Genomic DNA, 23,330 nt, shown 5'->3' with positions numbered 1-23,330 from the left:
CCATGAACCGTCCATCCGATCGACCCGTCCCGCGCGCCACCTACCGGCTGCAGTTCAACAAGGACTTCGGCTTCGGCCGGGCGGCGGAGCTGGCGCCCTATCTGGCCCGCCTGGGGGTCAGCCACCTCTACGCCTCCCCCTATCTGGCGGCGCGGCCGGGCAGCACGCACGGCTACGACATCGTCGACCACAACGCGCTGAACCCGGAGGTCGGGAGCCGCGCCGACTTCGACCGCATGGTCGCGGCGCTGCGGGACGCGGGGCTGGGGCAGGTGCTGGACTTCGTGCCCAACCACATGGGTGTGGGCGGGTCGGACAACCGCTTCTGGCTGGACGTTCTGGAGTGGGGGCCCGACTCCGATTACGCCGGCTGGTTCGACATCGACTGGTCGCCCGACCGCCGCTACCTCGACGACAAGGTGCTGGTGCCCTTCCTGGGCGACCAGTACGGCGCCGTCCTCCACGACGGCCAGCTCGTGCTGGCCTTCGACGCGGAGCAGGGCATGTTCGCCGTCTGGGCCTATGGCAGCCACAAGCTGCCGGTCTGCCCGCTCGACTATGTGGACATACTGGGCGACGGGCACCCGGCGCTGGAGCGGCTGGGCGACGCCTTCGCCGGCCTGCCCAACGCGCGTCCGCACGTCGCCCGCCGCGCCCGCGATCTGAAGGCCGAGCTGGCGCAGGCCGCGCGTGGCGAGCCGGGTGTGGCCGACGGGATCCACGCCGCCGTCGCCCGCTTCAACGGCCGCCCCGGAGATCCCGACAGCTTCCGCGCCCTGGACGCGCTGATCCAGCGCCAGCACTGGCGCGTCGCCTATTTCAAGGTGGCGGCCGACGACATCAACTACCGCCGCTTCTTCAACATCAACGACCTCGCCGGGCTGCGCATGGATGAGCCGGAGCTGTTCGAGCACGCGCACCGGCTGGTGTTCGACCTGCTGGCCGACGGCACGCTGGACGGCATCCGGCTCGACCATGTGGACGGGCTGCTCGACCCCAAGGGCTATTTCGAGCGGCTGCGCGCCAAGGCGCCGCGGCCCTTCTATCTGGTGGTGGAGAAGATCCTGGCGCGGCACGAGAAGCTGCGCGACGACTGGCCGGTGGAGGGGACCAGCGGCTACGAGTTCGCCAACCTCGTCGGCGGGCTGCTGGTCGATCCCGCGGGGGAGGAGGCCTTCTCCCGCCTCTACGCCGACGTCACCGGGCAGACGCGGCCCTTCGCCGACATCGTGGTCGACTGCAAGATCCGCATCATGGAGCAGGAGATGGCGAGCGAGCTGAACACGCTCGCGCGCGAGGCGGGGCGCGTCGCCCGCACCAACCCGCTGACCGCCGATTTCACCAAGAACATCCTTCACCAGGGGCTGAAGGCGATCGTCGCCAGCTTCCCCGTCTACCGCACCTACATCGACGGGTCGGAGCCCGACGCCGCCGACCGCCGCGACATCGATTGGGCGGTGGCGCAGGCGCGGCGGATGGAGAACGCGCCCGACGGCAGCGTCTTCGACTTCCTGCACAAGCTGCTCACCAGCGATCTGGTGGCTGCCCCCCGCAGCGGCTTCAGCCGGCAGGCGGTGGTGCGGCTCGCCATGAAGATCCAGCAATACAGCGGACCGGTGATGGCCAAGGGGCTGGAGGACACCGCCTTCTACCGCTACAACCGGCTGGTCTCGCTGAACGAGGTGGGCGGCCATCCCGACCATTTCGGCGTCAGCCTCGCCGCCTTCCACTTCGCCAACGCGGAGCGGGCGCGGCGCTGGCCGCACGCGATGCTCGGCAGTTCAACCCACGACACCAAGCGCGGCGAGGACACGCGCGCGCGCCTCCATGTCCTGTCCGAGATCCCCGACGAGTGGGAGCGGCAGGTGCGCGCCTGGAGCCGCATCCTGCGCGCCCGGCGCGGCGACGTGGAAGGCACCGCCCCGCCCGACCGCAACGACGAGTATCTGCTGTACCAGCTCATGCTCGGCGCCTGGCCGGCGGAGCTGACCGGCACCGGCACGCCGGACGAGGCGGCGCTGACGGCGTTCGCGGACCGCATGGAAGGGGCGCTCATCAAGTCGGTGCGGGAGGCCAAGCTGCACTCGACCTGGGCCGCGCCCAACACCGCCTACGAGGAGGCGCTGACCGGTTTCATGCGCGACGCGTTGGACGTCTCGCGCCCCAACGCCTTCCTCGACCAGTTCCTGCCGTTCCAGGAGCGGGTGGCGCGGCTGGGTGTGCTGAACAGCCTGACCCAGACGGTGCTGAAACTGACGGTGCCGGGTGTGCCCGACCTCTACCAGGGGGCGGAGCTGTGGGACCTCAGCCTCGTTGATCCCGACAACCGCCGTCCGGTGGATTACGACGCCCGCATCCGGCTTCTGGACGAGCTGGACGGCGGCCGTGCCGACATGGCCGCGCTGCTGGAGCGCTGGCGCGATGGGGCGGTGAAGCTGGCGGTCGTGGCCGCCATCCTGGCGCACCGGCGCGACCATGCGGAACTCTACGCCGCGGGCGGCTACGAGGCGTTGACGGCGGAGGGGACGCAGGCCGACCGGGTCTGCGCCTTCCTGCGCCGACACGACGACTCCGCCCTGCTGGTCGCCGCCGCCCGATTTCCGGCGCGCGGCGAGGCCGGGCCGGGCTGGGACGACACCGCCATCCCCGTGCCGGAGAGCGCCGCGGGTCTGCGCTGGCGCGACCTGCTCACCGGCCGCGACCTCACGACCGCCGCCGGGCGGCTCGCGGCGGGCGACCTGTTCGCCACGCTGCCGGCGGCCGCTCTGGTTCCGCTGCGGGACTGACCGACGGCGCCGGTTGCGGGCGACTCGGATCGCTTGCCCGGGTGTTCAGGCGGGGTCGCGGGAAGCGCGCGGGGAGCGGCGCGCCACCGCACCGGCCACCTGCACGCGCCGCCAGCCGGCGATCATGCGCACCGCGTCCACAGCCCGTTCGTTGCCCTGGAACACGGGAAACACGCGGCGCAGCTCGGCCACGGCCGCCAGCTCGCCGCCGCGGTGATACGCGGTCTGGATCAGCTCCGCTTCCTCGTCGCTCACCATGAACACGGCCTGGCCCCCTGCGCGGATGGGTTATTCGTGGATTCCAGTGTACCCGAAATCCGGACGATCCGTCAGCCCTGGCCGTCAGCCCTGGCCGTCAGCCCTGGCCGTTCCCACCGTTCGGATTGGCCGCGTTCATCTGGGTGATCAGGCGCTCGATCAACTCGGCCGCAAGGGCGTGCGGAGGATCGTCCTGATGCGAGGATCGGAGAACCTGATGGGCGGACGCCGCATCCTCCAGCGCCGACCTCGCCTCCTCCACTTCAAGGATACCTTTCTCAACCAGTGCAATCATCAAGGATTCACAGATGGAAAGCGCCGCAAGACCCGCCGCATCCCCTTGCGCAGCCATTTCACGCTCCCGTTCGCTTCACCGGCCCGATTCACCTGACGCGGATAACCCTTTGTCCAACAGTTGGAACGGAGGGGTGTCCCATCAGGACGGTAAGAATCCGGCAGGCCCTTAACCTATGTTATGGCCGACCGCCCGCAAAAGGCGGAATGGTTCGGCAAGACCCGGAAGGGTACGCGTCCGAAAGGACCCGTCGCCCGCGGGAGAGAGAAGGCACGAGAAGGCATGACACGCGCGCGGGCGATGGCCCCTTCCGCAACGCCCCTGTGGCGAAAGCTCGGGAGCTATCTCGAGATCAGGGACGAGGAGAAGGGATTTCTGGCCGAGCTGGAACGCACCATCGTCGGTCATCCTCCGCGCACCGACCTGCTTCGGCAGGGGGAACGCTACGGCGATGTCCGCGTGATGCGGGACGGCTGGGCGATGCGCCACAAGGCGCTGCCGGACGGCCGGCGGCAGGTGGTCAATTTCGTGCTCCCCGGCGACATCATCGGCATCTACTGCAACCTGTTCGACATCGCCGACCACAGCGTGACCACGCTGACCGCCGTAAGCGTGGCCAACTTTCCGCCCGAGCGGGTGGTGGAGCTGTTCCAGCGCTTTCCGCGTCTGGCCGCCGCACTGGCCTGGGCCGGTGCCAAGGAGGAGGCCATCGTCGCCGAGCGCCTGCTGAGCCTCGGCCGGCGCACGGCGCTGGAACGGACCGCGCACCTGATCGTCGAGCTGCTGCGGCGCCTCACCGTGGTCAACCTGGCGGAGAACGGCCGCTTCACGCTGCCGGTGACGCAGGAGATCCTGGCGGACGCGCTGGGCCTCAGCATCGTGCACATGAACCGCACGCTGCGCCGCCTGCGCGACGGCGGCCTCATCGAGTTGAACGGCCAGAAGATCACCGTGAACGACCTGCGGCAGCTCGCCTCGGTCGGCCAGTTCGACGAACTCTACCTGCATCTGATCCGCGCGCCCAAGCGCCTGGACCAGGTCTTCGACACGACCCGCGGCGATCGCGGTGATGTGAGACTGGCATGACGCACGCGGACGGCATGACCGTCGCCATCCTGGAGACGGACGCCGTCCTCTGCCTTTCCCTGGACATGGCGTTCGAAGCCTGGGGTATGTGGCTGTTGAGCGGCGGCTCGGTCGCGGCGCTGCTGCGCACGGTGCAACGGTCGGGACGCCAACCCGACGTGCTCGTCGCCGATCTCGTCCATGGTCGCGAGACGGGGTTCCCGGACGCCGTCGACCAGATCCAGGCCACGCTCGGCCGGCCGGTGCCCGTGGTGGTAACCACCGGCAACCGCACCCGGAAGGAGGCATCGGCGCTGCTGGCACGCGGCTGGCTGCTGCTGGAAAAACCGTACGCCCCGGAAACACTGAGGACCCTCGTGCAATCCCTGGCCGAATCGCCGGGACACGGGGGTGCTTCGGGGCGTCCGTAGCCGCTGTAGCAATGTAATGGAGGGTTTCGAACAGCGGCAATATAGCTCGCCATGAATCTCCGGTGACGCTTTCACACGCAAGAAATGCGTGGAACCGCGTTTCCTACAACCTTGCCCGAATGGATATCACCACCCTGGCCGAAAGCCCGAGGGCGGTGGAGATGCCCCGTTTTTGTTTGACGGCCTCCTTCATGTCGACGTATCCCGGGTGCCGGACGCCGCGGTGATGGGGGGACGGTTGGCGGATATTCTGGAACGTCTGACCACCGGTATCGACGGGCTCGACCGGGTTCTCCGTGGTGGACTTGTCCAGGGCGGTGCCTACATCGTCCAGGGGCGGCCGGGCGCCGGCAAAACGATCCTTGCCAACCAGACCTGTTTCCATCACGCCCGTCAGGGCGGTTGCGTGCTGTATGTCACGCTTCTGGCGGAAAGCCACACCCACCTCTTCCGTCATCTGTCCACGCTCGAGTTCTTCGACCGCGGGCTCATTCCCGACCAAGTCTATTACATCAACGCCAACGGGACGCTGGCGGACAGCGGCTTGCCGGGCTTCGTCGACCTGCTGCGCGGGGAGATGAAGCGGCGCCGCGCCACCCTGCTGGTTGTGGACGGCCTGCTGACCATCCGCGAGACCGCGGGCTCGCACATCGACCTCAAGGAGTGCCTCCAGGCCGTGCAGGGGCATGCGGAGTTCGCCGGCTGCACGGTGCTGATGCTGACCAGCGCCGACCTGGACGAGGTCAGCCCCGAGCACACCATGGCCGACGGCATCATCGAACTGGCCGAGGACTTGGCCGGCGTGCGCGCCATCCGGCGTCTGACCGTCAGCAAGCACCGCGGCAGCGAGAAGCTGGGCGGGCTGCATCAGTTCGAGATCAGCGCGCGCGGCATGTCGGTGCATCCGCGGCTGGAAGCCGTCTACGCCACCCCGTCGATCGAGGACACCGTGCTGACCGAGCGGACCAGCACCGGCATCCCGGCGCTGGATTTCATCCTCGGCGGCGGGGTCGCGCGCGCGTCCACCACGCTGGTGCTCGGCGCGTCGGGGACCGGCAAGACCACGCTCGGCCTCAACTTCCTCGGCCAGGCTTCGCCGGAGGAGCCGGCGCTGCATTTCGGCTTCTACGAGACGCCGCCCCGTCTGCGGGCGAAGGCGCAGCTCCTCGGGATCGATCTGGACGGTATGGTCGCGTCCGGCGCTCTCGACATCCTGTGGCAGCCGGCCACGGAAAACCTGCTCGACGCGGTCGGACACCGGCTGCTCGACGCGGTGGAGCGTCGCGGGGTGCGCCGTCTGTTCATCGATGGGTTCGGCGGATTCCACAAGGCCTCGACGAACCCGGCGCGTTTCCTGAATTTCGCGACGGCGCTGGTGAACGAGCTTCGGGCCCGCGGTGTTACCACGGTCGCCACCTGGGAGGTGCCCAGGCTGTTCGGCGGCAGCGTGGAAGCGCCCATGCCCGAGATATCCAGCATCGTGGAGAACCTGCTCCTGCTCCGGTTCGCGGAGGTCGGCGCCCGGGTCCACCGGCTGCTCGCCATCCTCAAGATGCGCGACAGCGCCTACGATCCGCAGATCAGGGAGTTCAGGATTACCGGGCATGGGATCGAACTCGCTCCGACCGCGGAAAGTGCCGAAGCGCTGCTCGCCGGGTCTGCCAGAGTGCAGACCCCGCCCGCCGACCAGCCCCACTGAGGGGGGCAATCATGGTCACGGTTCTGGTGGTCGATGACGAGCCGCTGGTGGCGCTGACCGCCGCGATGGTGCTCAGCGATGCCGGCTTCGAGACGCTGGAAGCGCACGACGGGGACCGCGCGCTCACCATGCTGGCGCAACGCACGGTGGATGTGGTCGTGACCGACTATATGATGCCGCGGCGCAACGGGCTGGAGCTGGCGCTGGCGCTCCGGGCCGACCCCGTGCACGCCGGCATCCCGGTGGTGCTGGTCAGCGCCGTGCCGGGCGATGTGGTGTCCCGCAACCCCGGCCTGTTCGCCGCCTTCCTCCAGAAGCCCTACGGCGCCGATGCCCTGGTCAACGCCGTGCGCAGCCTCACGGCGGACGCGCGGTAGAGGCGGCCAGCGCCAGGAAGGCGCGTTGCGCCTGGGTGACGTGGCGCTCCTGCCGGCGCAGCGCGTAGAATCGCCGCCGCGGCAAGGCGGCCGGCACCGCGACCAGCGAACCGGCCAGCAGCGACGCCGCCACGACCAGCCGCGACAGCACCGCCGCTCCCGCTCCCGCCTCCACCGCCGACCGCACCGCCTCGTTGGACGGGAACTCCAGCGCCACCCGCAGGTCGCCCGGCGTCAGCCCCCACTCCGGCAGCGCCGCTTCGAAGGCGGAGCGGGTGCCCGAGCCGCGCTCGCGCAGGATCCAGCGCTCCGCCGCGAAGGCCGCCGGTGCGCCGGGCGCCGTGGATGCCCAGGGATGGCCGGGGGCGACGACCAGCACCAGCTCGTCCCCGTCCACCGGCTCGACGCCGAGGGCGGGGTCCACCACCTCCCCCTCGACGACGCCGAGATCGGCGCTGCCGTCATGCACCTGCGCGGCCACGCTGTTGGTGTTGCCGATCACCAGCGACAGCGCGATGCCGGGATAGAGCGCGTGGTAGCGGTTCATCAGCGGCGGCAGCCAGTAATTGGCGACGGTCTGGCTGCCGGCCAGCCGCAGCGTCCCCCGCTTCAGCCCGGCCAGATCCGCCAACGCCGTCTCCGCCTCCGCGGCGCGGGCGAGCACCGCCCTGGCCTCCGCCAGGAACAGGCGGCCGGCTTCGGTCAGCACCACCCGCCGGCCGACCCGGTCGAACAGCCGGGTGGCGTAGCGCGCCTCCAGCGCGGCGATGGCCGCACTGGTCGCCGACTGCGTCAGGTTGAGGTCGCGGGCACCCTGGGTCACATGCTCCCGGAGGGCGACGGCGACGAAGATGCGGAGCTGTTCGAGGGTCATGCCGACGGGATTACAGGGTCACCGTCACCAGCGCCAGCCCGACGGCGGCGATGAACAGCGCCGACGCGAAGCCCAGCAGCAGCGGGCGCAGCCCCTTGGCGCGCAGCTTCCCGACATCGGTCTCCAGCCCCATGGCCGCCAGCGCGGTGGACAGCAGGAATCCGGTGGCCAGCCCCGCCGCCTCCTTCACCCCCGTCGGGATGGTCACCACGCTGTTGAGTGCGGCCAGAGCCGCGAAGCCCAGCACGAACCACGGCACCGGCACCGACGCCCTTTCCCGGCCGGCGCCACCCATCCGCTGCGCGGCAACAAGGCCGAGCAACAGGACGACCGGCGCCAGCATCATCACCCGCGTCAGCTTGGCGATCGTGCCGAACTCCCCCGCCTGCGGCCCCGCCTGGAAGGCGGCGGCCACCACCTGCGCCACCTCGTGGATGGACGCCCCGGCCCACAGCCCGAAGGCGTGCGGCCCCAGCCCCATCAGCCCGGCCAGCAGCGGGTAGGCGACCATGGCGAGCGACCCGAACACCGTGACGCAGGCGACGGCGTAGGCCACATCCTCGTCGCGGGCGCGGGTGACCGTGTTGGCGGCGACCACCGCCGAGGCCCCGCAGATGGCGGTCCCGGCGGCGATCAGTTCGGTCAACCCCCGCTCCACCCCGAGCCGCCGGCCGAGCCATAGGGTGAACAGGAAGCTGGCCCCCAGCGTCGCCGCGATCACCGCCACGCCGCTGGCACCGACCTGCATCACCTGCGCGGCCGACAGTTGCAGACCCAGCAGCACGATGGCGGCCCGCAACAGCCGCCGCATGGCGAAGACGACCCCGGCGCGAGCGCTGGCCGGAATGCCCAGCGTGTTGCCAATGGCCATGCCGATCACGATGGACAGGATCATCGGGCTGACCGCCGCCAGACCGGGAAGCCGGTTCAGCCCCATCGCCAGCCCGGCGATGCCGGCCGACAACAGAAGGCCGGGCCAGAGGCCGGTGGTGGGGGAAGCGAGGGATGCGGCGGGTTGGCGGGCGGGTGCGTGGGCGTTCATGACCGTGGAGACCGTTGAGGGCGCCCCTTATGTGCGCCGCTCAACCGTTCGGTCAAACGCATTGGTTTTGTTGAAACGTTCGACTGGATCGATGGATCAGCCGGCCAGCGACCGCCCCGCCGACCCCAGATCGGCGAAGGCCTCGTCGAGGCGGTGGACGATGCCCTTTTCGCCCTCGCGCAGCCATTTGCGGGGATCGTAGAGCTTCTTCAGGGGCTTGCCGCTGTCGGGGTCGATCTGGTGGCGGAAGGCGGCGGGGTTGGCGAAAACGAAGCCGCCGATCGCCTCGGCGAAGGCGAATTGCAAGTCGGTGTCGATGTTCATCTTGAACACGCCATACCCAACCGCTTCCGCGATCTTCGCCTTCTCCGAGCCGGAACCGCCGTGGAAGACCAACGGCAGCGGTTTCGGCCCGCCGCCATGCCGTTCCGCCACCAGCGCCTGCGAGGCGCCGAGAATCTCCGGCTTCAGCTTCACGTTGCCGGGGGCATAGACGCCATGCACGTTGCCGAAGCTGGCCGCCACCGAGAAATGCCCGATCGGCGCCAGCAGCTCGTAGGCGCGCAGCACGTCCTCCGGCTGGGTGTAGAGATGGGCGTTGTGCGCGCTGTCCAGATCCTCGCTGCCGATGCCGTCCTCCTCGCCGCCGGTGACGCCCAGTTCGATCTCCAGGCTCATGCCCAGCGGGGCGAGGCGCGTCAGGATGCGGGCGCAGGCCTCCAGATTCTCCTCCAGCGGCTCCTCCGACAGGTCGAGCATGTGGGAGCTGAAGAGCGGCCGGCCGGTGCGCGCGAACTCCGCCTCGCCATGGGCGATCATCCCCTCCACCCAGGGGATCAGGCCCTTGTTGGCGTGGTCGGTGTGCAGCACCACGGCCACGCCGTAATGCTCGGCCAGCAGATGGACATGGCGTGCGGCCGACACCGCCCCCAGGATGCGGGCCTGCAAGGCGTCCTTCATCCCCTCCCCCGCGAAGAAGCGGGCACCGCCGTTGGAAAGCTGGATGATGACGTCGGAACGGTTCTTCGCCGCCGCCTCCAGCACCGCGTTGACGCTGTTGGTACCGACCACGTTGACCGCCGGGAGGGCGTAGCCGCCCTCCTGGCAGGCGGCGATCAGCGCGCGATAGTCGGGGCCGGAGACGACGCCGGGCTTCAGTCGGGCCGTGGCTGCCATGGTGCGCGATCCTTTCGGCGGCGTTTCCAACCAAGCCTGCCCGCACCCGCCCCCCTGGTCAAGGGCGCGTCGGCACAGCCGGTCCCGTCGATGCGGGGTCGGTCGGCGCAGGAGGCGCCGGCTCCACCGGTGACTGGGCGGCGGGTTCGACCGGCGCCAGCTGCGGCGTGGGGGCCGGTTCCTCGCTGATGGCACGGAGCGCACGGGCGGCGCGGCGCAGCGCCACGGACGACTTGTCCTTGGGCTCCAGGGCGAAAAGCAGCAGGGAGCGACCGGTCACGTCGTAGCTCTGCCCGGTGGTGAAGCGGGGCGAGTCGTCGCGCTCCGGCAGGTTGGTGTCGAGCAGGCAGCGCCAGCTGTCGCCGCCGGCCACCTCCGGCAGGGTGAAGCGCACCACGTCGTGGTGGGCGTTGACCACCAGCAGGGTGGTGGCGTCCATGGCCGGGCGGCGGATGCCGCTGGCCTGGGCGCGGCCGTCCATCAGCATGCCCATGCACCGGGCGTTGCCGTCGTGCCAATGCGCCTCGTCCATGTCGGTGGCGTCGGGGGTGAGCCAGCGCACATCCCGCACATCGAGCGCCGCGTTGTAGTCCCCCGTCAGGAAGCGGCTGCGGCGCAGCATGGGGAAGGACTGGCGGATGGCGATCAACCGGCGCACGAAGGCGGTCAGCGCCTGCCCGTCCTCGTCGATGGCCTCCCAGTCGAGCCAGGTGACCGCGTTGTCCTGGCAATAGGCGTTGTTGTTGCCGCCCTGGCTGTGCCCGAACTCGTCGCCGGCCAGCAGCATGGGCGTGCCCTGCGACAACAGCAAAGTCGCCAGCAGGTTGCATTTCTGTCGGAAGCGCAGGTCACAGATCTCGGGGTCGTCGGTCGGCCCCTCCGCACCATGGTTCCAGGACAGGTTGTGGGAGTGGCCGTCGTTGTTGCCCTCGCCGTTCGCCTCGTTGTGCTTGTCGTTGTAGGAGACGAGATCCTGGAGCGTGAAGCCGTCGTGCGCGGTGATGAAGTTCACGCTGGACCAAGGCTTGCGGCCGCGGCGGTTGAACAGGTCGGCGGAGGCGGTGAGGCGGGCGGCGAGTTCGGGCATCTTGGCCTCGTCGCCCTTCCAGAAGGCGCGCACGGTGTCGCGGAACGTGTCGTTCCACTCCGCCCAACCCGGCGGGAAGCCGCCGACCTGATAGCCGCCGGGGCCACAGTCCCACGGCTCGGCGATCAGCTTGACGCTGGACAGAACCGGGTCCTGCAGGCACGAATCGAGGAAGCCGCCGCCCTCGTCGAAACCATAGGGCTCGCGGCCGAGAATGGTGGCGAGGTCGAAGCGGAAGCCGTCCACGTGCATCTCGTTGACCCAGTAGCGCAGGCTGTCGGTCACCATCTGGAGCACGCGGGGGTGGGACAGGTTCAGCGTATTCCCCGTCCCCGTCTCGTTGATGTAGTAGCGCTTCTGGTCGGGGATCAGCCGGTAGTAGCTGGCGTTGTCGATGCCCTTGAAGGACAGGGTCGGGCCGCGCTCGTTGCCTTCCGCCGTGTGGTTGTAGACCACGTCCAGGATCACCTCCAGCCCCGCGTCGTGCAGGTGGGCGACCATCTCTTTGAACTCGGTCAGCTTGTTGGTGGCGGAATAGCGCAGCTCGGGCGCGAAGAAGCCGATGGAGTTGTAGCCCCAGTAGTTCGCCAGCCCCTTGTCGACCAGATGCTGGTCCTGGACGAAGGCGTGCACCGGCAGCAGCTCAACCGAGGTGACGCCCAGGCTCTTGATGTAGTCGATCACCTCCTTCACCGCGAGGCCGCCGTAGGTGCCGCGCAGCTGCGGCGGCACCGCCGGGTGCAGCTTGGTGAAGCCCTTGACGTGCGTCTCGTAGAAGATCGTGCGTTCCCACGGGATCGAGGGCCGGCGGTCGTGACCCCAGGTGAAGGCGGGGTCGACCACCTTGCATTTCGGCATGAAGGGCGCGCTGTCGCGCTCGTCGAAGGACAGGTCGAGGTCCGGCGAGTCCATCACATAGCCGAAATGCGACGGGTCCCAGCGGATCTCGCCGATCAGCCCCTTGGCGTAGGGGTCGAGCAGCAGCTTGTTCGGGTTGAAGCGGTGCCCCTCCTCCGGCGCGTAGGGGCCGTGTACGCGGTAGGCGTAGACCATGCCGGGCCGCGCGTCGGGCAGATAGCCATGCCAGATCTCGTTGGTGAATTCCGGCAGCTCGATGCGTTCCAGCTCGGTGTCGCCGTTCTCGTCGAACAGGCACAGCTCCACCTTGGTGGCGTTGGCCGAGAACAGCGCGAAGTTGACGCCCAGCCCGTCCCAGGTGGCGCCGAGTGGGAAAGGCGATCCTTCGGCGATGCGCGAGGTGGTCCTGTTGATGAACGCCATGCGTGGCTCCCCGATCCGCTGCCGCGCCGAGAGCGCGGCCAAGCCGCGGCATGTGCGCCGCGGCGGCGGGGTAACCCCGGACGCGCCCGGATGTTCCGTCCGCGCGCCCGGCTCGGTTCAGCCCCTCCCGCCTGGCAGGCTGGCCCCGCCGCGGGCATAGACCTGCTGCGGGACACAGATGTCGTCGACGCTGACGACGAGGGCGCCGGGTTCCCCCGCGCGCTGGACCCAGACATCGTAGCCCCAGGGCCGCTCGCGGTTCAGGTAGCGGCGCTCGTCGTAGGTCACGCCCGTCACCGCCGATCCCGGCACGCCCAGGCCGGCCAGCACCTCCGCCACCCGGCCCGTGCAGGGATGGCGGCCGAACCGTTCCAGCGCCGACAACGTGCCCGGGTCCGGTGCGGCGCGCGGCGGCGGGGCGATGGCGGTGGCGCACCCGGTGAGGATGAGGAGGGCGAGCGCTGTCGTGGTTCTGCGGGCGGCCATGGCCGTCTCCCGGTTCGAGGGGCTGACGCGTGTGAGATCGTGTCGGCCGGTGGTTCCGTCCACGGGCGCCGTTGCCCGGGGATGTCCGCCTATGCCCAAAGTCCACGCGCGCCAAGATTGTGCGCATTCGGTGGTAGCGCGTATAGTTGGTCCATGAGAACGGGTGTCGGTCAGTTCGGTCCTGCGTCACCGGCCCGCCTTGCCCCGGCGGGACGACGATGACGTGCCCTCCGGCCGATCCCTTGCATGACGACACCGCGGCCACCGGCGATGCGCTTGACCGGGCACTCATCGAGCTCGGTGACCGCCTGCGCGATCTGGATGACGCCGCGGCGGTCACCGCTGGCGCGCTCGAGGTCGTCGGCCGGGCGCTTGCTCCGGCACGGGCCGAATTCACCGATCTGGATGGCGGCGATGGCGACCGTGACGGCGGCGCACCGTCCTGGCCCGGCCGGCAATGGTCGGGCCTGGCCGACGAATTGCGTGGCGGGCGGGTGGTGGTGGTCGGGGACACCGGCACCGATCCGCGCACCATCACCACCGGCCGCCCCGCCGACGCCCTACGCCGGGCTTTGCTGGTCGTTCCCGTGGAGTTGGGCGGCCGGACCGCCGCGGTGCTGACGATCGAGGATTCGGCCCCGCGCGCCTGGAACGGCGCCGAGGTGACCTTCGCCCGCATCGCCGCCGACCGCATCTGGGCGGCGGTGGCGCACACCCGCGCCCTTACCCGGCTGAAGGCCGGCGAGGAGCGCGTGCAGGAGCGCACGCGCGCCCTGCTGCACAGCGAGGCGCGCTTCCAGGGCTATTTCGACGCCTCGCCGGAGTTCCTGTTCCTCGCCCGGATCACACCCGACGGGCGCTTCGTCTACGAGGACGTCAACCCGGCCGGCGAGCGCCAGTACGGGCTGTCACGGCGCGACATCGTCGGCCGGTCGCCCGAGGAGCTGTGGGACCGCGCCACCGCGGCCGACATCGTGCGGCGCGCCCGGCAATGCCTGAAGCTCGGCCGCCCCGTGCGCTACGAGACGGAGCGGCGGTTCAACGGCCAGCCCATGACGCTCAACGTCGTAGTGGCGCCGCTGGAGAAGGGGACCACGGGCACCGAGGGGCTGTTCCTCTATTGCGGGCGCGACATGACCGAGCAGCGGCTGGCGGAGGAGCAGCTCCGTCAGTCCCAGAAGATGGAGGCCATCGGCCAGCTCACCGGCGGCGTCGCCCATGATTTCAACAACCTGCTCCAGGCGCTGACGGGCTGCCTGCAGATGATCGAGCGCCGGACCGGCGGCGCCCCCGCCATCCGCCCGCTGGTGGAGGCCGGGCAACAGGCGATCCACCGCGGCGCCCGGCTGATCCAGCAGCTCATGGCCTTCGGCCGGCGCCAGAGCCTCCACCCGGAGTCGCTGAGCCTGCGCGACCGGGTGTTCGGCATGTCGGAACTGCTGCTGCGGGCGCTGCGCGCCGACATCGCGATCGAAACCGCCTTCGCTGCCGACCTGTGGCCGGTCGAGGTCGACCCGACGCAGTTGGAGCTGGCGGTGATCAATCTTGCCGTCAACGCCCGCGACGCGATGCCCGCCGGCGGCCGGCTGACGGTCAGCGCCGCCAATCTGCCGGGCGGCGACGATGCGCCCGACATGGTGCGGCTGACGGTCGCCGACACCGGCACCGGCATGGCGCCGGAAGTGCAGGCGCGCGCCTTCGAGCCCTTCTACACCACCAAGGAGGTCGGCAAGGGGTCCGGCCTCGGGCTTGCGCAGGTCTACGGCTTCACCCGCCAGTCCGGCGGGCGGGTGGAGATCGACAGCGCACCCGGCCGCGGCACCTCCATCACGCTGCTGCTGCCACGCACCACCAAGCCGGTCTCCGGTACGGCACCCGACCTGCCCGCCGCCACGGGGAACCGGGCCGGCGCCCGCGTTCTGCTGGCGGAGGACGACCCGGTGGTCGCCTCCATGGTCGCCGCGGCGCTGGAGGATGCCGGCTATGCGGTGGTGCGCACCGGCAACGCCGCGGAGGCGCTGGAGGTGCTGAGCAGCGGTGCGCCGGTGGACCTGCTGTTCAGCGACGTGGTCATGCCCGGCGCGATGAACGGCATCGACCTCGCCCACGCCGCACGGCGCGCCCGCCCCGGCCTGCCGGTGGTGCTGACCACCGGCTACAGCGAGGACGTCTCGAACATCCAGGACGTGCACGTCCTGCCCAAACCCTACCAGATCGCCGAGCTGGTGACGCTGCTGGAAGCGGCGCTGGGGGAGTCCCCACCGCCGCCGTAGCGCCCTCCCTACGCGATGGTGCCGACCAGCCCGCCGTCCACCCGCAGGGCGGCCCCGGTGGTGGCGGACGCGGCGGGGCTGCTGAGATAGACGGCGAGGTTCGCCACCTCCTCCGGATCGGCGAAGCGGCGGATCAGGGAGCCGGGCCGTTCGGTCCGGAAGAACTCGGTCTCCACCTCCTCGACGCTGCGCCCGCTGGCGTCCGCCAGGCTCTTCAGGAAGTCGATCACCCCCTCGGTGCGGGTCGGGCCGGGCAGGATGGCGTTCACCGTCACCCCGGTCGCCGCCAGTTCGACGGCCAGCCCGCGCGCAACGCTGAGCTGGGCCGTCTTCGACATGCCGTAATGGATCATCTCCTTCGGGATGTTCAGCGCCGATTCGCTCGACACGAACAGGATGCGCCCCCAGCCGCGGTCCCTCATGCCGGGCGCGTAGCGACGCGCCATCCGCACCCCGCTGAGCACGTTCACATCGAAGAAGCGGCGCCAATCCTCGTCGGGGATGTCGAAGAAGGGCTTCGGCTCGAAGATGCCGAGGTTGTTGACCAGGATGTCCACCGCGTCCACGCAGGCGAACAGCGTCTCCGCCCCCTCGGCGGTGGCGGTGTCCGCTGCGACCGGGTCCACGACGGCGCCCGGCACCGCGTCGCGGATGCGGGCGGCGGCGCGCTCCGTGCTCTCGGCCGAGCGGCCGTTGACGACGACCGCGGCACCGGCGGCGGCAAGGCCGCGGGCGATGGCGAAGCCGATGCCGGCGGTCGAACCGGTCACAAGAGCGCGGCGGTTGCTGAGATCGAGGTCCATGGGGCCATCTCCTGTGATGAGGCCGGCAGGGGATCACCCGGTTGTTCCCGCCGGCAATCAAATTATTCGCACACGAGTTAATCTTCCTTTCAACCGTCTCAAGCATACCGAAGGAAGAAGGCCCCGCCACGATGCGGGGAGGATGGGGATGGCGCGGTGACGGGGAAGACGCTCCGCCCGGGGCATCCCATGGAGACGAGAGATGCTGCGCCAGTTCAACGATATTTCCATCCGCTTCAAGATCGGCTTCGCCTTCGCCTCGGCCGCCCTGGTGGTGATCGCCATCGGCCTGTTCGCCGTCGACCGGATCGCGGCCGTCAACAAGTCGGCGGCGGAGATCCGGACGGACTGGTTGCCTTCGGTGGCGGCGCTGGGCCACCTGTCCACCGCGACCGAACAGGTCCGCAACACCGAGGCGGCGATCCTGCTGGCCCCGACCGAGGCTGCGGCCCAGGACGCCATCAAGCGCCGCACCGCCGCCCTGGAGCAGCGGGAGAAAGCGTGGCAGGCCTACGGCACCATGATCAGCTCGCCCGATGAGCGCACGCTGACGGAGCAGTTCGCCCTGGAATGGAACTCCTACCTGCAGACCGGGCGGAAGATGCTGGCGGAGGTCGAGGCGGGCCGGATGCGCGAGGCCGGACAGCTCTTCGGCTACGAGATGAGCGACACCTTCCTGCGCGCCCGCAGCCTGCTGGCCCGCAACGTGGCGCTGAACAGCGCCGGGGGCACGGCGGCGGCGGAGCGCGGGGCCGCCATCTACGAGACGACGCGGCTGTGGATCCTCGTTGCCATTGTGGCGGCCACCCTGTCGGCCGCCCTCATGGGCATCCTCATCGTCTACGGGGTGTCGCGCCCGGTGGTCGCCATGACCACGGCGATGAAGCGGCTGGCGGCGCGCGACATGGCCGCGGAGATCGTCGGCGTCGGCCGCCGCGACGAGATCGGCCAGATGGCGGGTGCGCTTCAGGTGTTCAAGGACGGCATGATCGAGGCCGACCGTGTCGCCGCGGAGAGTGCGGCCGAGCAGGCCGCCAAGGAGAAGCGCGCCGACGGCATCGAACGGCTGCTGCAGGAGTTCGACCGGCACGCGGCCGGCGTGTTCGGCAACCTGGCCACGGCGTCGGGCGACCTCGCCAGCACCGCCGAGACCATGGCCGGGCTCGCCCGCCACACCAATGGGCAGGCCACCGCCAGCGCCGCCGCGGCGGAGCAGACCAGCGCCAATGTGCAGACGGTCGCCGCCGCCGCCGAGGAGATGGCCGCCTCCATCCAGGAGATCGGCCGGCAGGTCAGCCGCTCAACCGACATCGCGTCCAAGGCGGTGCGCGAGGCGGAGGAGACGACCGGCTCCGTGCGCGGTCTGGCCGGCGAGACGGCGCGCATCGGCGAGGTGGTCAAGCTGATCCAGAGCATCGCCGAGCAGACCAACCTGCTGGCGCTGAACGCCACCATCGAGGCGGCGCGGGCGGGGGAAGCGGGGAAAGGCTTTGCCGTGGTGGCGGGCGAGGTCAAGACGCTCGCCAACCAGACGGCGAAGGCGACCGAGGACATCGCGTCCCAGATCGCCAACGTCCAGGCGGCCACTCAGCGCACCGTCGGCGCCATCGAGGGCATCGCCGGCACCATCACCACGATGAACGAGATCGCCGCCGCCATCGCCGCCGCCATCGAGGAGCAGAACGCCACCACCAGCGAGATCAGCCGCAACGCGCAGGAAGCGGCGCGGGGCACCGGTCAGGTCAGCGACACCATCGCCCAGGTGAACGAGGCCGCCACCCGCACCGGCTCGGCCGCCGGCAAGGTGCTGGACGCATCGGGCAACCTGTCGGCCCAGGCCGACAGCCTGCGCCGCGAGGTGGAGGGCTTCCTGGCGGCCATCCGCACCGCGTAACACCAAGCACCATTGATCGTGAACGATCAATGGCCCTCAGACGGCGGGCGCGGCCATCCGGCCGCTTGCCTTCGCGGGCACGAGCCCGCGGGGCCTCAACGGCCCAACGAACAGTCCGGTGGCGGGTGCGGCCCACCCCCGCCTTCGGCTATCCTGCCGCTTTCCACCGTCAGGGAGGCCGCAGGGCCGTGCCGATCTTCACCTTCCCCGAAGAGCCCGCCTGGAACGAGGACGCCGACGCCGTGGAGTTCGCCGTGGCGGTCGGGGAGTATCACGGCCGCGTCTTCGTCCCCCGCCGCCAGCTCCAGTCGCTGGTCGGCCACACGCCGAAGCCGGAGGACGCGGTGCAGCATGTCTGCCTGAACCAGCCACTGTTCGAGCGGGCGGTGGAGCGGCGCATCATGGACCGCAACCTCGATCCCGACGCCAACATCCACCTCACCGCCCGCGACCTGCGGCGCGTGGGCGAGCCGGACGCCGGCTAACCCCCGGCCTGCAGGAAGGCCGCCATGGCGGCCGCGCAGGCCACGGTGCGCGCGTGGTTCCAGACGGTCCAGCGCACGCGATAGAGGTCCCACAAGGCCGCCGCCGCGTCCGACGCGGGATCGACGCGGGCCAGACCTTCGTTCAGCGGCACGTTGCCGCCGACCGTCACGCCGATGCCGCCGACGATGTAGAGGACCGCACCCGCCACCGCCCAACCCACACCGGTGCCGGTGACGAGCGCCAGCGCCGCCGTCCCGGCGGCGGTCAGCCCGGTGCCGAGGAACAGGCCGAGGAAGACCGGGTTCAGCACCGCCACGTTGATCGCCTGCATGGTGGCGATCCCCTGCGGCTTCGGCAGCCGCCCGAGCGCCGCCATGACGAAGCTGGAGAAGGCGAGGAACACCCCACCGATGAGCCCGCTGCCCAGGGCCGAAAGGTCGGTCAGCGCTTCGGCGAGCAACGGCGTCATCCAGGGCGGCTCCTAGACGAGGTTGAGCTGCCAGTTCACCCCGAAGCGGTCGGCGACCCAGGCGAAGCGCCGGCTGAATCCATAGTTCCCGAGCGGCATCATCACCGACCCGCCGTCGGACAGGGCGGCGAACAGCCGATCGATCTCCTCGTCCGATGCGCAATCCACGAACAGGGACATGGACGGGGTGAAGGTGAAGCCGTGATCGATGAAGGTGTCCGTCATCATCAGCGTGTGCCCGGCGACGGACAGGCTGGCCGTCATCACGCTGCCCTCGGGACCCGGCCCCTCCGGCCCGTAGCGGTGCAGCGGGCCGGCAACGGCCTCCGGGAACAGGGACTGGTAGAAGCCCAGCGCCTCCTCCGCCCGGCCGGTGAACATCAGGAACGTACGGACGCTGGTTGCCATGACCGGCCTTTCTTGGCGGACGTGTGTCGTCTAGCGGAATGCCATCGTTCCCGGCAGCCACAGGGCCAGACCGGGGAAGGCCATGACCAGCCCGAGCCCCAGCAGCAGAAGCAGCACGTAGGGCATGACGCCGCGGATGATCTGTTCCATCGGCGCCCGGGTGATCGCCTTGATCGTGAACAGGTTCATGCCGACGGGCGGGGTGATCAGCGCCAGTTCCAGATTGATGGTCAGCAGGATGCCGTACCAGATGGGGTGGATGTTCAGGTGCGCCATCACCGGCAGCACCACCGGCGTGGTGATCAGGATGATGGAGATCGTCTCCAGGAACATGCCCAGCACGAACAGCAGCAGCATGACCGCCAGCAGGAAACCGATGGGGCCGACGCCGAGATGGGCGACCAGTTCCACCATCTCCTGCGGGATGCGCAGCTTGGTCAGCGCGTGGCCGAACACCCCGGCCGCCGCCAGGATCATGAACAGCATGGAGGAGGTGCGGCAGCTGTCCACCGCCGATTCCCACAGGTCGCGCCAACCGAAGCCGCGGTAGGCGAAGACCGCCACCAGCAGGGCGGCCAGCGCCCCGACCCCCGCCGCCTCCGTCGCCGTGAAGACACCGAGATACATGCCGCCCAGCACGATGACGGGCAACATCAGCGCCCAGAAGGAACGGCGCAGCGCCGCGGCGACCTCCCGCGCCGAGGGCGCCGGCTCGCGGGTCACCGGCCGGTCGGAGAGCTTGTCCTGCACCACGCACCACAGCGCGAAGATGCCGGCAATCAACATCCCCGGCACCACCCCGGCCATGAACAGCCCGCCGATGGAGGTGTCGGACACCACGCCGTACAGCACCATCGGGCCCGACGGCGGGATCAGGATGCCCAGCGTGCCGCCCGCGGCGACCACGCCGTAGGCCGCCTTGGGATCGTAGCCGTAGCGGATCATCTGCGGGATGGCGACCGCCCCGATGGTCAGCGCCGTCGCCACGCTGGAGCCCGATATGGCGGCGAACACCGTGCAGGCGGCCACCGTGGCGATGCCCAGCCCGCCCGGCAGGTGGCGGGTCAGGGTGTGGGCGGTGCCGTACAGGTCGTCCACCACCCGGCCGCGGATCATCACGTGCGCCATCAGCGTGAACAGCGGGATGGCCACCAGCAGGTAGGTGTTCAGTTTGCCGAACACGATCTCCGACACCGCACCCAGGTCACCCTGCGTCGCCAGCATCAGCCCGGCGCTGAACAGCCCCAGGCCGGTGAAGATGGGCAGCCCGGTGAAGAGCAGCAGGACGACGCCGCCGAGGATCAGCAGGAAGGTCATGCGCCGCTCACTCCGCCTTCGCCGAGGGCGGCAGCACCCCGTGGCCGCCGCCATCCTCCAGCGGCGGACGGCCCACCGCCATGCGGGCGAGACCGGCCAGCGCGGCGAGCGCCAGCAGCGCGCCGCCGATGGGGACGAGGGCCTGCGGGATGTGCATGGGCATCTGGAGGTAGCCGGTGGACAGGATGCCCAGCATCTTCGTGAAGGCCACCGTGTCCCACCCGTCCACCGCGAGCGCGGCGCCGGTCACGAGGACGCTGAGCAGGCCGAAGGCGGCGGTGATCCGCCGCCCCCGCTCCCCCAGACGCTCGGTCAGCACGTCCACCCCGATGTGCTCGCCGCGACGCAGCGAGTCGGCGGCGGCCAGCATGACGATGGCGACCAGGAGGTAGCCCACCAGCTCGTCGGTCCAGGGAACGGGCATGTTCAGGAAGTAGCGCATGGCCACGGAGTAGCCGACCAGCGCCAGCGACGCGAGCAACCCCGCCGCCGCCAGCGCCACCCCGATCCAGCCCACAGCGGCCGCGATGCCGTCCAGCACCGCGACCGCCCGCTCCGCCGCCCGGCGACCACCACCCATCGCGCTTGCGGCCTTACAGCTTGTTCGCCAGATCGATCGCCTTCGGCGCATCGGCGGAGGATTTGCGGAAAGCTTCCAGCACGGCCGGCTGCATGGCCGCCTCGAAGGCCTTGACCTCGTCCGGCGTCTGCACGTGCAGCGTCATGCCCTTCTCGCGGAGCTGGGTGACGGCGTCCTCCGCGGTCTTCTCGGTCAGCGGGATGGCGTCGCGCTCGGCCTTGGCGGCGGCCTCCGCGATGGCCGTACGCTGGTCGGCGGGCAGCCCATCCCACCATTTCGGGTTGACGTACATATGGAAGTACACGCTGAAGAACGGCGTCACCGTGCCGTACTTCTGCACCTCGTAGAATTTGCGGCTGTAGGCGGCGGACAGGTCGGTCAACCCGGCGTCGATCACCCCGGTCTGCAAGGCCTGGTAGACCTCCGACCCCGGCATGGCGGCGGGTGCCGCGCCGACCGCGGTCAGGCCGTTGTCCACCAGCTTGTTCAGGCCGCGGATCTTGATGCCCTTGAAGTCCTCGACCTTCAGCAGCGGCGCCTTGGCGGAGGTGAAGATCGACTGGCGCGTCGTGTAGAACCACGCGACGCTGCGCACTCCCTTCTCCAGCAGCTTGGCGTCGAGCAGCTTGTTCAGGTCGGAGCCGGGGAATTTCTCGATCCGCTTCAGGTCGGTGAAGAAGTACGGCAGGGTGAGGACGTTCATCTCCGGGATGGTGTTGCCCCACTGGAAGTTGACGGAGACGGCGGCCTCCACCTGTCCGCGGGCCACGGCCGGGTGGTTCTGGTCGGCCTTGTACGCCTGCTCGGACCCGAAGGTCTGGACATCCACCTTGCCGCCGGTGCGCTGCTCCACGTCGGCGGCGAACTGCTCGACCAGCTTGGCGATGTGATGGGCGGGCGGGAGCTGGTGGCTGATGCGCATCACCGTCGCGTCGGCGGCAAGGGCGCTGCCCGTGGTGGCGACGGCCAGCACGCCGGCCGCGAGAATCATCCTCATGGTGGGTTTCCTCCCTGTCTTGATTGCTTCAGCGCCCGCCGGCCTTCGAGCGGGCGAAATCCTGGAGATCAGCTTCGCGCTTGCGCTGTTCCGGCAAGCCGATGAAGCGGTTGAAGGCGTCGAAATCCAACATGCCGTCGCGGGCGGCGTCGGTGCTCCCCGTCTCCATCAGCGTGCGCATCAGCCGGCCGACGGCGTGGGTGATGGTGTAGGTGGTGGCGCAGGGGAAGACCGAGACGGCGTAGCCGATGGCCTGGAGCTCGGCCGCCGGCAGGATCGGGGTGGAACCGCCCTCCACGTTGTTCGCCATGCAGGGGGCGTCGATCTCCGCGCAAATGCGGCGCATCTGCTCCACCGAGGTCGGCGCCTCCACGAACACCATGTCGGCGCCGATCTCGCGGTAGAGCCGGCCGCGCTCGATGGCGTCGTCCAGCCCGTTCACCGCCAGCGCGTCGGTGCGCGCCATGATCATCAGGTCGGGGTCCTGCCGGGCGTCGAGCGCCGCCTTCAGCTTGGCGACCATCTCCTCGACCGGCACCACCGCCTTGCCCGGCATGTGGCCGCAGCGCTTGGGATAGACCTGGTCCTCGATGAAGAAGCCGGCGACACCCGCCCGCTCGTAGGCGCGCACGGTGCGGCGTACGTTGGTGACGTTGCCGAATCCGGTGTCGGCGTCGGCGAAGACCGGCACATCCACCGCGTCGCAGATGCGGGCGTAGTGGTCGGCCATCTCGGTCATGCCGAGCTGCGAGGTATCGGGCGCGCCCAGCAGGGTGGCGGTGGTGGCGTAGCCGCCGCAGGTGATCGCCGAAAAACCGGCATCCGCGGCGATGCGGGCGGTCAGCGCGTCCTGCACACCGGGAAGAAGAAGGATCTCGGGCGCCAGCACGAGCTGCTTGAACCGCGTGGTCCGCTTCATTCGGTCGTTTCCTCCCTACGGCGCGCTCTCGGCGGGGGCGCCTGTCGGAGGAAAGAGGTAGCACCGGATCGTCGGCAGACGCAACCATCGCGCTCCGGACCGCGGAAAGCGAGAATTCCCGCGGTCCGGCACGCTTCTTCGTTTGCCGGGGACACACCGGACTTGCTAAAGCTGATGGTGTGACTGTCGGTCGGCAGGGGCCGCAACCGGCCCTTGCGGCCCGGCGCGCTTAAAATGACCGGTTTCAGCCCCATATGCAGGGGTGAAGCCTTGAACACGGGAAGGATCGGGGCCGGACGCGCCCGCCGCCGGCGGGGGTGCCCGGCC

22 protein-coding genes are annotated in these 23,330 nt (G+C 69.9%); 8 read left to right on the top strand and 14 right to left on the bottom strand.

What is annotated here, in order from left to right; genetic code table 11:
* The first annotated feature begins 2 nt into the window (after positions 1-2).
* A complete protein-coding gene (treY, locus tag HL658_RS16075) occupies positions 3-2,786 on the top strand; it encodes a malto-oligosyltrehalose synthase (RefSeq protein ID WP_180283329.1) in 2,784 nt (927 codons plus the stop codon).
* 45 nt (positions 2,787-2,831) lie between these two features.
* On the opposite strand, the gene HL658_RS16070 is transcribed toward treY, so the two are convergent.
* Positions 2,832-3,050 (bottom strand): hypothetical protein, encoded by a 219-nt coding sequence (locus tag HL658_RS16070; protein WP_180283328.1) that lies wholly within the window; start codon positions 3,048-3,050, stop codon positions 2,832-2,834.
* Between the two features lie 91 nt (positions 3,051-3,141).
* Complete coding sequence (locus HL658_RS16065) at positions 3,142-3,396, bottom strand: hypothetical protein (RefSeq protein WP_180283327.1); 255 nt, start codon at positions 3,394-3,396, stop codon at positions 3,142-3,144.
* A gap of 225 nt (positions 3,397-3,621) precedes the next feature.
* Between HL658_RS16065 and HL658_RS16060 the strand changes: the two genes are divergently transcribed.
* From HL658_RS16060 to HL658_RS16045, 4 genes are all read left to right on the top strand, one after another.
* A complete protein-coding gene (locus tag HL658_RS16060; protein WP_246337634.1) occupies positions 3,622-4,425 on the top strand; it encodes a Crp/Fnr family transcriptional regulator in 804 nt (267 codons plus the stop codon).
* The gene (locus HL658_RS16055; protein WP_180283325.1) at positions 4,422-4,835 is read left to right on the top strand and encodes a DNA-binding transcriptional response regulator; all 414 of its coding nucleotides are present in this window, start codon (positions 4,422-4,424) and stop codon (positions 4,833-4,835) included. The genes HL658_RS16060 and HL658_RS16055 overlap by 4 nt, the downstream gene beginning before the upstream one ends.
* A gap of 226 nt (positions 4,836-5,061) precedes the next feature.
* A complete protein-coding gene (locus tag HL658_RS16050; protein ID WP_180283324.1) occupies positions 5,062-6,534 on the top strand; it encodes an ATPase domain-containing protein in 1,473 nt (490 codons plus the stop codon).
* Between the two features lie 11 nt (positions 6,535-6,545).
* Positions 6,546-6,911: a response regulator gene (locus HL658_RS16045; RefSeq protein ID WP_180283323.1), complete on the top strand. Its 366-nt coding sequence runs from the start codon at positions 6,546-6,548 to the stop codon at positions 6,909-6,911.
* Here HL658_RS16045 and HL658_RS16040 read toward each other — a convergent pair.
* From HL658_RS16040 to HL658_RS16020, 5 genes are all read right to left on the bottom strand, one after another.
* Positions 6,892-7,785: a LysR family transcriptional regulator gene (locus HL658_RS16040; RefSeq protein ID WP_180283322.1), complete on the bottom strand. Its 894-nt coding sequence runs from the start codon at positions 7,783-7,785 to the stop codon at positions 6,892-6,894. The two genes, HL658_RS16045 and HL658_RS16040, sit on opposite strands and share 20 nt — an antisense overlap.
* Before the next feature lie 10 nt (positions 7,786-7,795).
* A complete protein-coding gene (locus HL658_RS16035) occupies positions 7,796-8,827 on the bottom strand; it encodes a YeiH family protein (protein WP_180283321.1) in 1,032 nt (343 codons plus the stop codon).
* Between the two features lie 96 nt (positions 8,828-8,923).
* Positions 8,924-10,003 carry a class II fructose-bisphosphate aldolase gene (gene fbaA, locus HL658_RS16030; protein WP_180283320.1) on the bottom strand — a complete coding sequence of 360 codons (1,080 nt, stop codon included), beginning with the start codon at positions 10,001-10,003 and terminating at the stop codon, positions 8,924-8,926.
* Positions 10,004-10,061: 58 nt separating this feature from the next.
* Positions 10,062-12,371: a glycogen debranching protein GlgX gene (glgX, locus tag HL658_RS16025; RefSeq protein WP_180283319.1), complete on the bottom strand. Its 2,310-nt coding sequence runs from the start codon at positions 12,369-12,371 to the stop codon at positions 10,062-10,064.
* A gap of 117 nt (positions 12,372-12,488) precedes the next feature.
* The gene (locus HL658_RS16020) at positions 12,489-12,857 is read right to left on the bottom strand and encodes a hypothetical protein (protein WP_180283318.1); all 369 of its coding nucleotides are present in this window, start codon (positions 12,855-12,857) and stop codon (positions 12,489-12,491) included.
* A 242-nt stretch (positions 12,858-13,099) separates the two neighbouring features.
* Here HL658_RS16020 and HL658_RS16015 point away from each other — a divergent pair, with 242 nt between their 5' ends.
* Entirely contained in the window at positions 13,100-15,130 is a 2,031-nt protein-coding gene (locus HL658_RS16015; RefSeq protein ID WP_180287643.1) for an ATP-binding protein, read from the top strand.
* 8 nt (positions 15,131-15,138) lie between these two features.
* Here the strand turns inward: HL658_RS16015 and HL658_RS16010 are convergent, their stop codons facing one another.
* Entirely contained in the window at positions 15,139-15,933 is a 795-nt protein-coding gene (locus HL658_RS16010) for an SDR family NAD(P)-dependent oxidoreductase (protein WP_180283316.1), read from the bottom strand.
* A gap of 202 nt (positions 15,934-16,135) precedes the next feature.
* Between HL658_RS16010 and HL658_RS16005 the strand changes: the two genes are divergently transcribed.
* Both HL658_RS16005 and HL658_RS16000 read left to right on the top strand, forming a co-directional pair.
* A complete protein-coding gene (locus HL658_RS16005) occupies positions 16,136-17,827 on the top strand; it encodes a methyl-accepting chemotaxis protein (protein ID WP_180283315.1) in 1,692 nt (563 codons plus the stop codon).
* 188 nt (positions 17,828-18,015) lie between these two features.
* Entirely contained in the window at positions 18,016-18,312 is a 297-nt protein-coding gene (locus tag HL658_RS16000) for a DUF1488 family protein (protein WP_180283314.1), read from the top strand.
* Here the strand turns inward: HL658_RS16000 and HL658_RS15995 are convergent.
* The 6 genes from HL658_RS15995 to HL658_RS15970 are packed head-to-tail and all read right to left on the bottom strand — an operon-like array spanning position 18,309 to position 23,003.
* Positions 18,309-18,782, bottom strand: coding sequence for an anthrone oxygenase family protein (locus HL658_RS15995; protein WP_180283313.1), 474 nt, complete (start codon positions 18,780-18,782; stop codon positions 18,309-18,311). The two genes, HL658_RS16000 and HL658_RS15995, sit on opposite strands and share 4 nt — an antisense overlap.
* A 12-nt stretch (positions 18,783-18,794) precedes the next feature.
* The gene (locus HL658_RS15990) at positions 18,795-19,190 is read right to left on the bottom strand and encodes a VOC family protein (protein WP_180283312.1); all 396 of its coding nucleotides are present in this window, start codon (positions 19,188-19,190) and stop codon (positions 18,795-18,797) included.
* A 30-nt stretch (positions 19,191-19,220) separates the two neighbouring features.
* Positions 19,221-20,507, bottom strand: a complete 1,287-nt coding sequence (locus tag HL658_RS15985) for a TRAP transporter large permease (protein WP_180283311.1) — start codon at positions 20,505-20,507, stop codon at positions 19,221-19,223.
* 7 nt (positions 20,508-20,514) lie between these two features.
* Positions 20,515-21,087, bottom strand: a complete 573-nt coding sequence (locus HL658_RS15980) for a TRAP transporter small permease (protein ID WP_180283310.1) — start codon at positions 21,085-21,087, stop codon at positions 20,515-20,517.
* Between the two features lie 13 nt (positions 21,088-21,100).
* On the bottom strand, positions 21,101-22,084 hold the full coding sequence (gene dctP, locus HL658_RS15975) for a TRAP transporter substrate-binding protein DctP (RefSeq protein WP_180283309.1): 984 nt from the start codon (positions 22,082-22,084) through the stop codon (positions 21,101-21,103).
* Positions 22,085-22,112: 28 nt separating this feature from the next.
* Positions 22,113-23,003 carry an isocitrate lyase/PEP mutase family protein gene (locus HL658_RS15970; protein WP_180283308.1) on the bottom strand — a complete coding sequence of 297 codons (891 nt, stop codon included), beginning with the start codon at positions 23,001-23,003 and terminating at the stop codon, positions 22,113-22,115.
* Positions 23,004-23,330 lie beyond the last annotated feature (327 nt).

It is taken from the genome of Azospirillum oleiclasticum (assembly GCF_013423485.1).
In the GTDB taxonomy this organism is placed as follows: domain Bacteria; phylum Pseudomonadota; class Alphaproteobacteria; order Azospirillales; family Azospirillaceae; genus Azospirillum; species Azospirillum oleiclasticum.
The sequence above is the reverse complement of the archived record's forward strand: the minus strand, read 5'-3'. Positions and strand labels throughout refer to the sequence as shown.

Excerpts from the sequence above, each read along its gene's own strand:
- treY (WP_180283329.1), top strand. The coding sequence starts at position 3 with ATGAACCGTCCATCCGATCGACCCGTCCCGCGCGCCACCTACCGGCTG.
- HL658_RS16065 (WP_180283327.1), bottom strand. The coding sequence starts at position 3,396 with ATGGCTGCGCAAGGGGATGCGGCGGGTCTTGCGGCGCTTTCCATCTGT.
- HL658_RS16060 (WP_246337634.1), top strand. The coding sequence starts at position 3,622 with ATGACACGCGCGCGGGCGATGGCCCCTTCCGCAACGCCCCTGTGGCGA.
- HL658_RS16055 (WP_180283325.1), top strand. The coding sequence starts at position 4,422 with ATGACGCACGCGGACGGCATGACCGTCGCCATCCTGGAGACGGACGCC.
- HL658_RS16050 (WP_180283324.1), top strand. The coding sequence starts at position 5,062 with ATGGGGGGACGGTTGGCGGATATTCTGGAACGTCTGACCACCGGTATC.
- HL658_RS16045 (WP_180283323.1), top strand. The coding sequence starts at position 6,546 with ATGGTCACGGTTCTGGTGGTCGATGACGAGCCGCTGGTGGCGCTGACC.
- HL658_RS16040 (WP_180283322.1), bottom strand. The coding sequence starts at position 7,785 with ATGACCCTCGAACAGCTCCGCATCTTCGTCGCCGTCGCCCTCCGGGAG.
- HL658_RS16035 (WP_180283321.1), bottom strand. The coding sequence starts at position 8,827 with ATGAACGCCCACGCACCCGCCCGCCAACCCGCCGCATCCCTCGCTTCC.
- fbaA (WP_180283320.1), bottom strand. The coding sequence starts at position 10,003 with ATGGCAGCCACGGCCCGACTGAAGCCCGGCGTCGTCTCCGGCCCCGAC.
- glgX (WP_180283319.1), bottom strand. The coding sequence starts at position 12,371 with ATGGCGTTCATCAACAGGACCACCTCGCGCATCGCCGAAGGATCGCCT.
- HL658_RS16020 (WP_180283318.1), bottom strand. The coding sequence starts at position 12,857 with ATGGCCGCCCGCAGAACCACGACAGCGCTCGCCCTCCTCATCCTCACC.
- HL658_RS16010 (WP_180283316.1), bottom strand. The coding sequence starts at position 15,933 with ATGGACCTCGATCTCAGCAACCGCCGCGCTCTTGTGACCGGTTCGACC.
- HL658_RS16005 (WP_180283315.1), top strand. The coding sequence starts at position 16,136 with ATGCTGCGCCAGTTCAACGATATTTCCATCCGCTTCAAGATCGGCTTC.
- HL658_RS15995 (WP_180283313.1), bottom strand. The coding sequence starts at position 18,782 with ATGACGCCGTTGCTCGCCGAAGCGCTGACCGACCTTTCGGCCCTGGGC.
- HL658_RS15990 (WP_180283312.1), bottom strand. The coding sequence starts at position 19,190 with ATGGCAACCAGCGTCCGTACGTTCCTGATGTTCACCGGCCGGGCGGAG.
- HL658_RS15985 (WP_180283311.1), bottom strand. The coding sequence starts at position 20,507 with ATGACCTTCCTGCTGATCCTCGGCGGCGTCGTCCTGCTGCTCTTCACC.
- HL658_RS15980 (WP_180283310.1), bottom strand. The coding sequence starts at position 21,087 with ATGGGTGGTGGTCGCCGGGCGGCGGAGCGGGCGGTCGCGGTGCTGGAC.
- dctP (WP_180283309.1), bottom strand. The coding sequence starts at position 22,084 with ATGAGGATGATTCTCGCGGCCGGCGTGCTGGCCGTCGCCACCACGGGC.
- HL658_RS15970 (WP_180283308.1), bottom strand. The coding sequence starts at position 23,003 with ATGAAGCGGACCACGCGGTTCAAGCAGCTCGTGCTGGCGCCCGAGATC.